Source organism: Deefgea chitinilytica (assembly GCF_016881405.1).
GTDB classification, from domain to species: domain Bacteria; phylum Pseudomonadota; class Gammaproteobacteria; order Burkholderiales; family Chitinibacteraceae; genus Deefgea; species Deefgea chitinilytica.
In genome coordinates, this window is the sequence record NZ_WOFE01000013.1 from 33,863 (window position 1) to 43,144 (window position 9,282).

Consider the following 9,282-nt stretch of genomic DNA (forward strand, 5'->3'; position numbering starts at 1 on the left):
ACGCCTTTCGCCTCACTCATTAAAATCCAGGAAACTTAAATGCGCTGCTGATCGGTTTGCCTTTGCGAGCGCGTTTACCGATGTACGGCGCCATTTCGTTTTCGTTCAGTACCCACTCGGCCGCTTTACCACGATTGACAACATTAATCGTCAGCGTAATCCCATCGGAAATCGTAATCGCATTGAGCTGATCCTTGTCATCTAATGCCATCGTAATCACGCCACGACCACCGCCGGTGAGTTGCTTAAATTCACTGTACGGGAACAAATGCAGTTTGCCGGCTTTAGAGAGGCAGGCCACGATCGATGTTTCACGTGGAACAAATGTAGTCACGCGTAACAGCGTTTCACCCTCTTCCAGCGTCAAGAACGCTTTGCCAGCTTTTTGGCGACTGAGCAGATTATCAAATTGGCAGCTAAAGCCGTAGCCACTTGAATTGGCAATCACCAGCCATTCACCGAGTTTGGCCGCCAGCATTTGTGTAATGCGTGTTTTGGGCACTAGATCTACCAAGGTCGTTACGGGCACGCCATCGCCACGACCGCCCGGCACAACAGAGGCTTGAATCGAATACACCCGACCATCGCTACCAAACAACGCAATTTGATCAACTGTACGACATTCAATCGCCGAGAGCTGGCTATCGCCGTCTTTAAATGTCAGATTTTGCAAATCAAGGCCGTGTCCTTGGCGAGCTCGCAACCAGCCTTTTTCCGACAAAATAATCGTCACTGGCTCGTCAACGACAGCGATTTCCGCCACTGCACGCTCAGCTTGTTCGATTAAGGTACGGCGTGGGTCGGCGTATTTCTTTTTGTCTGCTTCGATTTCTTTGATGATTTGTTTTTGCATTGCACTTGGATTGGCGAGCAAGTTTTCGAGCTCAGCTTTTTCATTGCGCAAATTGCTCAATTCTTGCTCAATCTTGATGCCTTCAAGACGCGCTAATTGGCGCAGGCGAATCTCTAAAATGTCTTCCGCTTGGCGCTCAGACAAATGAAATGCCGCCATTAGATCAACTTTAGGCTCGTCGGCATTGCGAATAATGCGGATGACTTCGTCAATATTGAGCAAGACCATTAAGCGGCCTTCCAAAATATGGATACGGTCATCGACTTGCCCTAAGCGATGCTGACAGCGACGCGTGACGGTAACAAAGCGGAAATCAATCCACTCGATAATCAAATCGCGCAGCGTTTTTTGCCCCGGACGGCCATCACGACCAATCGTGACCAGATTGATGGAGAGGCTACTCTCTAAGCTGGTGTGCGCCAGCAACAGATTCATCAAGTCATCCGGATTCTGCCGTGATGATTTAGGCTCAAACACCAAACGAACCGATTGCTCTTTACCGGACTCATCACGCACCCGATCCAGTACGCTGAGAATCAATTGCTTGGTTTGCACTTGATCTTGGGTCAGCGCTTTTTTGCCCTTCTTTACTTTCGGGTTGGTCAGTTCTTCGATTTCTTCGAGTACTTTTTGGCTTGAAGTCCCTTGCGGCAATTCGGTCACGATCATTTGCCATTGACCCCGTGCTAGGTCTTCTTTTTCCCAGCGAGCACGCACTTTCAAGCTACCACGACCATTTTCATATGCCGCAGCGATGTCCTTGTGCGAAGAAATAATTTGCCCACCACCCGGTAAGTCTGGGCCTTGGATGTAAGTGAGTAATTCAGCGGTAGAGAGTTTCGGATTACGAATCAGCGCGATACTAGCGTCTGCAACTTCGCCCAAATTATGCGACGGCATTTCGGTCGCCATCCCCACCGCAATTCCCGACGCGCCATTCAATAGCAACATCGGCAAGCGTGCCGGTAACAAGACTGGCTCTTCAAATGCGCCATCGTAGTTGGGTGTGAAGTCGGTGGTACCTTGATCAAGTTCGCTGAGCAGCAAATCAGCCACCGGCGTTAAACGTGCCTCGGTGTAGCGATAAGCCGCCGCGCCGTCACCGTCGCGCGAACCAAAGTTGCCGTGACCGTCGATCAATGGATAGCGTAGCGAGAAATCTTGCGCAATCCGCACCAGAGCATCGTAAGCCGATTGGTCACCGTGCGGATGGTATTTACCTAGTACATCACCGACAATCCGCGCCGATTTCATCGGCTTGGCCGTTGAGCTAAGACCTAGTTCATGCATCGCGTATAAAATTCGCCGCTGTACCGGCTTTTGCCCATCTTCAACTTGCGGCAAAGCGCGGCTTTTGACTACGCTCATTGCGTACTCAAGATAGCTTTTCTCGGCATACAAACCGAGCTGCACCGATTCGCCATCATCGGGCACAGCAGAGACTTGTGTTTCAATAAATCGGCTTGGGCCACTTGGGCTAGGCGCTATCAGTTCAGGCGTTTCTACTGGATCGAGCAAATCATCAGACATGGGTCAAAGGCCAAAGTGAATCTAGGCCTGTATTCTAGCCGCGTGTACGCTTAGGTTCAAAGCGCTAACGACAATCAAGTCGATATATGAATCTGCCATCTAGCAAGATTGCGGCTTTAAGATTCGGTTTAACGCGCGCGGTGTGTCTGCTATACCGCAGAGCAGCATAGTAAGCAAAGCAAACGTCAACAGAGCCTAGCCAATACTGCTATAGTTTAGATCGCCTCCTTGTTTCGATTTCGAGCTTCAATTGATTACTAGAATTTCTTTGCGTTTTGCTGTCAGTGCTGCGTTTGCTAGCCTTTTGATGCTCGCCTTACTGTTTAGCAGCTGGATCCAATTTCGCAACGAAGAAACGGTATTGCTTAATCTAAGCAATAAAATCATGGCCGCGCAGGCTCATGATATTCACTTTCGCCTAACGCAATTTTTGTCGGTTCCAGAACTCGTCAACAAAGTGATTGTGAGTCACATCGAAACACAAAGGCTAAATCCGACCGATCATTTAGCAGAACTTGAGCCCATACTGATTAATACATATCGCAAAACCTTTGCCGCCCAGCCTGCTTTAAGTTTTATTGGTTTTGGTAATCAACACGGTGCTTTTATTGGCCTGTCTCGCGATGGCAATACCACTCAACTATTAGTCAAAGATCAAAGAACACAGGATAAATTACATGTGTTTCCTGGCATCTCGATCAGCCAAGCGCTGCGAATTAATGCTTTATTTGATCCACGCCAGCGCCCTTGGTATCAACCTGTCGTCGAATCCAATCAATCAAGATGGTCAGATTTATACTCCAATCCAACGAATCGTCGTTTAATCAATTTGTCTTATTCCGAGCCGGTTTATACATCGGCGAATGATTTAATTGGCGTCGTCGTCAGTGATATTCGAGTTGATTTATTTAATCAATTTTTAAAAGACCAAGCGACACTCGGGCATGGTGTGATTTTTATCATCGACCAAGCCCAACGCTTAGTAGCAAATTCTTATGATGAAAATATCTTTTCCGCTACGACTGGGCTGCGCAAGTTAGCCAGCGAAAGTACGCATCCACTGATTCAGGCCGCCAGTGCACAATTAGCTAATGAAACCGATAGAAAAGTTCGTTTTTCCTTCAATGGCGAAGCGATGTTTCTCAAGTCGATGCCACTGAATCATCATCATGATCTTCACTGGCGTATTGTGATTGTGACGCCAGAAACAGATTTAGTTGGTAATTTGCGGCAAGAGCAAAAGATCACCATGGGCTTGATACTGTTAATTGGTGCTGTTATTGCTGTGCTGGGTTGGATTATTCTTTCGCGCATAACTCGCCCAATTCTGTTGGCAGCCAAAGCCGCCGAAAAATTAGGCCATGCTGATTGGCAAGCATTACCGATGCCCAAAGTTCAGTTACGCGAAACAGCGTTATTAACAAGCACCTTTAATGATATGGCAGCGAAATTAGCGCTGTCATTTGAGCAAATGAATCGGCAGATTCGCTTTGACAGCATGACAGGCCTAATGAATCGGAATGGCTTGGCCGTGGCTGTGAATGAGTGGGGCTTTTCACCGGCACAACATCAGCTATTACTCCTGATTGGTTTGGATGGTTACCGAGCAATTAATGATAGCGTTGGTCATACCTTGGGCGACGCCTTATTAAAATCGATTGCCAACCGTTTGCGCGAAAACATCCCTGCTGATGCCCTACTGGCGCGCACAGCTGGGGCCGAATTTACGATATTAATTCCTGCCGTCAAAAACCATGATGAAGCAATTTTTACCACGCTGCGCTATTTAGCCTATTTTTCAGAAGCATTCAAAGCGGCAGAGTCTGCTGATGAAGTGGTTGTGACCGCTTCGATTGGTCTAGTATATGGTCAATTTAAACGCGCCGAACTCAACGATTGGCTGCGTAATGCCAGTGTTGCACTCGGCAAAGCCAAAGCCAAAGGTTTTGGCTCGTATGCCCTGTTTGAAGTCAGCATGATTGAGCAGTCGATTGCTAAAACGCGTATTACTAATGAGTTGAAATTGGCTATTGAACGGCAAGAATTCCGCGTTTATTTCCAGCCCGTGATTGATTTGCAAACGGGAGAAACAATAGGTGCTGAAGCGTTGATTCGTTGGCAAAGCCCACGCGGAATGATTTCTCCAGGCGTGTTTATTCCTGCCGCAGAAGATTCCGGTTTAATTTTGCAAATCGGTAACTGGGTATTACGCGAATCGTGCCAGCAAATTGCCAATAAGCTCAAAGCAGGTTGGCGCTCTGACTTTGATGTGCATGTCAATGTGTCAGTTCGACAAATGATTCAATCTGACTTTTATGAGCAACTGGTACAAATTCTGCAAGAAACCGGTTTGCCACCCCATAATCTAACGCTTGAAATTACCGAATCGTGTTTAGTCACGCAAAGTGAGGTTGTCGCTAGTTTAATAAAACGAGTGCGTCAATTGGGGGTGAGTATTGCGATTGATGATTTTGGCACTGGTTATTCATCGCTGGCGTATTTGCACCAATTTGATTTTGATTATCTCAAAATTGATCAATCATTCATTGCCAGAATGCTGGAAAACATCCAAGACGAGGCGATTGTCTCTGCGATTATTAGTATGGCCTCGGGTTTTAAAGTGCTGCTCGTCGGAGAAGGCGTCGAAACAGAATTGCAAGCCAATCGCTTACGTGAATTAGGTTGTCAGCGTGTGCAGGGCTATTTCTTCGGCCGCCCTGCGCCGCTTGAATCATGGCCAGAATGAATAATTGCCATATTTCTGTAATTTCTCGGTCGTAAAATTGTCATTTATTTTCTCCAGATGAGCTCGGCTATGAATTTGCATCCGTTTGATACACTGGATTTGCCTGAGGGCGGGCAAATTTTATTTACCCCTTGCCCCGGCAGCAAAACAGCAGATTTGGTAAGCTCAGTCGCTCAATTAAAATCTGCTGGTGCAAATGCAATTGTGACGTTGATGCCGACGCCGGAATTGCAAAGTAACCACGCAGCCTCATTGCCCGATATTTGCCAGCAATATGATTTGGCTTGGTTTCACTTCCCCATCGAAGATGATGCAGCCCCTGCCGAACAATTTGCCGCAGCGTGGACGGCTCACGCAGCAACAGTATTGCAAATTTTGGCCGATGGAGGAACGATCGCGGTGCATTGCAAAGGCGGCTCTGGCCGCACAGGTTTAATGGTGGCGATGCTCTTGATTCATCGCGGAGTGCCACTGATCAATGTTATCGAGCAAATCCAAGAAATCCGCCCCAAATCTTTGCAAATTCCCGCACATTTGGCATTCATTAGTGCGGCCGCCGCTCGCGTTTAAGAGCTGACTTGTAGCAAATTTGCAGTTTTCTTCATAGCTGATTCAGCACCTATTTCTATTAATTTTGCCAGTATTGCCTTATAAGCATTGTTTTTAAATAGCTAGAAGGCAATACATCAACCTTTTTAATCAATAAGGGGCGATCTTTATTTGCTGATGGAATGTTGTAGTGCAAATTCAATCGCCTTGCAGATCGTAACAACTTGCGCTTGATTGCATTGCGCGGGGCTTGCACTCGGGCTGTCGGGGTAGACTTCAGTGGTGGTAACAAAACGCGCCTCAGTCATGCCGCCGCACAAGCCAAGTGCTTTTTTAGCGTAGTTAATCACACCACATTGCTCGAGTGGCGCACCAATCAGGCAACCGTCTGCGTCGGCTTCGGCAATATGAGTAACTTGGCTAACGGCAGCGATCAGCGCACGTTGAAAATCTGGCGCTGGGTTTTCGCTGTCGCCGACCAAATAAAAACCATCTGGAATATCGTGATATTCAAACGCCACGCCATCACGGGCGGCTTTGGCGGGGCCAAATTCGCTGTTGTCGGTATCGGTGGTTTCGTGCAGGTCAATGTGTACCAACAGATTGCTTGTATGCGACTGCACCACGTCCATTGCGGCGGCAGCTTCAGCAGAAGCACTCGCCGCAACAAATGAGCGATTTGGATCAATTGCAGCAGGATTCCAACGATTGACGGTCTCATAGCCCCACGGGCTAATGCACGGTAAAACCAATAAATTAACGTGCGCGCTGTAATGGCTAAAGTATTGCGCGATAAATTGCAGTGCGCCTTGTACACCGCTAGTTTCATAGCCGTGCACGCCGCCGGTAACTAAAACGGTCGGATGCTCTTGCTGCCAATTTCGGCTGCGCACCGCATATAAGGGATATTTTGCGAAGCCTTGGGCCTGATAATCCAAGACACCGTATTCAACGAGCTCTGCCACATCGGCCAAGCCCGAATCACGATGTAACAGCATAACCGTCAGCGGCGTGACGACTTCGGCGAGATAGCTGCGCTGAACGACTTGCTGCGCGAGCCAAGCGGCGCGCTCGACCTCACCCCAAGCGATACCGAGCGTACCGATGGGATAGGCATTGACTGGATTGGACATAGATTCACCCAACGAGGTTTAAGGCTTTTTGAGATCTTTTTCGATATCGGACAACAGAATTTTCAGTGCGGAATCAGAGACCATCACTTCCAGCAGACATAAAATCAAAGAGCCCGTCATCAGAACCAGGCTAGCGACAAACAATCCTTGTGCGTAATCGGTCATGCTCATTGAAATCAAAATCATCGACACAATACACAGCAGCAAGCTGCTGATGCCAAATGCCTGCATATAGCGGATCAGCCACACACGTTGCCGAAGATTGCCAAGTTGGCGCAAGATATTTTCATGAGGATTATTGCTGTGATGCTCGTACAACTGGCGAATAATGCTAGAAATCGCCAAAAAGCGATTGGTGTAGGCGAGCATCAGCAAGGAGATAGCAGGAAAAAGCAGCGACGGGGTGGTAATACTAAAATTATCCATCATGACCTTTTTTGAATTCTTTGATGATGTGTTGCTGCCGACGGCTGACCGGCAAGCGCTCTGGCACATCGCGCAACACGACGACCCAATGCGCTTCGCCGCCGTCTTGAACTTCGCGCTCGAACCCTGCAATATTATCGCGAGACACCAAACAATTGCGGTGAATACGCACAAACTTTGATCCAAATTCATCTTCAAGTTTGGTCAGCGAATCTTCTAGCAAATACTCACGATCGCGAGTACGCAGCGTGATGTATTTTTGCTCGGCTTTCAAAAAACGTGCTTCGCTAGTGGGAATCAAATGAATACGACCGCGTTCGGTGACGCTAAAGTGACTACGCATGCCTTCGTTCCGTGGAGTCTCTGTGGTGCTAGTGGGTTTACGCAGCTCTAAAACGCGTTTTAAGGCGGTGAGCAAACGATCTTGGCGTATTGGCTTGAGCAAATAATCAACCGCTTGCACATCAAAAGCGGCCACGCCGTAATCTTCAAATGCAGTAGCGAAAATCACGGCTGGTGGTTTTGCCAACTTCATCAATTTTTTGGCGATTTCAATACCGCTCATTTGTGGCATTTGGATATCCAAAATCACCACATCAATATCGTGCTCAGCAATTTGCGGTAAGGCGCTCATGCCATTGGTGGCGGTACCGATGACTTGATTGGGGCACTCTTGCGCGCAATCACTCAAAATGTCTTGCAGACGATTCAGAGCAGGCAGTTCATCATCAACGAGAAAGAGTCGTAACGCAGTATTCATTGTTAAAGCTCCCGATAGGGTAGCGTGATATGTATTTGATAATAGTCGTTTCCTGAGTTTATGCTGACATTCGCTTCAGCATCATAATAAAGCAGTAAACGTTCGCGTACATTGTCTAGCGCCATGCCATTACCCCGCCTGAGCGGTATGTGGTTTAACAAAGGATTTCGAATATCGATATGCACTTCATCGCGGACTCGAAATACATTTAATTGAATAATGCCGGGCTCGATATTCGGCTCAATACCATGGTAAATCGCGTTTTCGAGTAAAGGCTGCAAAATCAATGGTGGAATAGACGCTTGTTTAGGCATTTTATCAATATGCCATTCCACCTGTAGCCGCTCGCCTAAACGTACTTTTTCAATTTCCAAATAACCTTGCGCTAATTCGACTTCGCGCGCCATTGTGGAAAGCCCTGTCTCGGTCCCCATCGCCACCCGGAATAAATCAGATAAATTTTCCAGTAATTTTTCTGCTAGCTTCGGTTGGCTGCGTATTAAAGATAGCACTGCATTCAAACTATTAAAGAAAAAATGTGGTCGAATTCTCGCCTGCAATGCCACTAGCCGAGCTTCGGCTAATCTGGGCGATAAGGCTCGTATCCATAATTGATAATGCAGCAGTAGCAAAAGTGCCACACTCATTGAGACCAGCTCAAAACGGAATGGCATGGTTTTTTGTTCCGTCGGCAAAATCGTTTCGAAGAAGGCCGATAAAAACCACGATACCAGCAGCACCCAAATCAACACGGCCGCAACGGCATGACGATAACTAAGTCGCTGCAAAGGCGGACTAAAAAACGCCAGACCAGCCAAGGAAAGCAATAGGATCGGCTCCACCCAAAGGCTGGCCTCAGTGAGTTTGCTACTCCATTCGCTCCAATGATTAATGGTCACCAATACATAAATCAACACGCCCAAATGAATCAGCACCAAGGCACGCAACAATACCCCTAGATTGCGAAAATTAGGCATGGATGATGTCGATTGTTCCATTTAATTCTGATTTCCTGCTTACACTGTATGAATTAGCATAGCACCGTGAAATAAACTATGTCGCTTGCCGTTTTGTATTCAAGGGCGCTAGATGGATTATGCGCCCAATCGGTTACAGTAGAAGTGCATCTAGCCAATGGCTTGCCTGCTTTCAGTCTAGTCGGTTTGGCTGATACCGAAGTGCGTGAATCGCGCGAGCGCGTTCGTGCGGCTTTACAAGTGGCGGGATTTGAATTTCCAAATCGTCGTATCACCGTCAATTTGGCGCCCGCCGACTTACCCAAAGG

Annotated in this window: 8 protein-coding genes; 3 read left to right on the top strand and 5 right to left on the bottom strand. The window is 47.5% G+C overall.

What is annotated here, in order from left to right; genetic code table 11:
• Positions 1-19: 19 nt before the first annotated feature.
• Positions 20-2,383: a DNA topoisomerase IV subunit A gene (gene parC / locus GM173_RS15400; RefSeq protein ID WP_203572281.1), complete on the bottom strand. Its 2,364-nt coding sequence runs from the start codon at positions 2,381-2,383 to the stop codon at positions 20-22.
• 250 nt (positions 2,384-2,633) lie between these two features.
• Between parC and GM173_RS15405 the strand changes: the two genes are divergently transcribed.
• Both GM173_RS15405 and GM173_RS15410 read left to right on the top strand, forming a co-directional pair.
• Positions 2,634-5,129, top strand: coding sequence for a bifunctional diguanylate cyclase/phosphodiesterase (locus tag GM173_RS15405; protein WP_203572282.1), 2,496 nt, complete (start codon positions 2,634-2,636; stop codon positions 5,127-5,129).
• 69 nt (positions 5,130-5,198) lie between these two features.
• Positions 5,199-5,699 (top strand): phosphatase domain-containing putative toxin, encoded by a 501-nt coding sequence (locus tag GM173_RS15410; protein WP_203572283.1) that lies wholly within the window; start codon positions 5,199-5,201, stop codon positions 5,697-5,699.
• Between the two features lie 146 nt (positions 5,700-5,845).
• On the opposite strand, the gene GM173_RS15415 is transcribed toward GM173_RS15410, so the two are convergent.
• From GM173_RS15415 to GM173_RS15430, 4 genes are read right to left on the bottom strand one after another with little or no spacing between them, the layout of a single operon-like run.
• Positions 5,846-6,811: a M14 family metallopeptidase gene (locus GM173_RS15415; protein ID WP_203572284.1), complete on the bottom strand. Its 966-nt coding sequence runs from the start codon at positions 6,809-6,811 to the stop codon at positions 5,846-5,848.
• Positions 6,812-6,829: 18 nt separating this feature from the next.
• A complete protein-coding gene (locus GM173_RS15420) occupies positions 6,830-7,237 on the bottom strand; it encodes a DUF2721 domain-containing protein (protein WP_203572285.1) in 408 nt (135 codons plus the stop codon).
• Complete coding sequence (locus GM173_RS15425) at positions 7,230-7,997, bottom strand: LytR/AlgR family response regulator transcription factor (RefSeq protein ID WP_203572286.1); 768 nt, start codon at positions 7,995-7,997, stop codon at positions 7,230-7,232. The genes GM173_RS15420 and GM173_RS15425 overlap by 8 nt, the downstream gene beginning before the upstream one ends.
• A gap of 2 nt (positions 7,998-7,999) precedes the next feature.
• Entirely contained in the window at positions 8,000-8,995 is a 996-nt protein-coding gene (locus GM173_RS15430; RefSeq protein WP_203572287.1) for a sensor histidine kinase, read from the bottom strand.
• A gap of 57 nt (positions 8,996-9,052) precedes the next feature.
• On the opposite strand from GM173_RS15430, the gene GM173_RS15435 reads away from it, so the two are divergent.
• On the top strand, positions 9,053-9,282 hold a 230-nt coding region (locus GM173_RS15435), incomplete at its 3' end, for a magnesium chelatase domain-containing protein (RefSeq protein ID WP_275412362.1).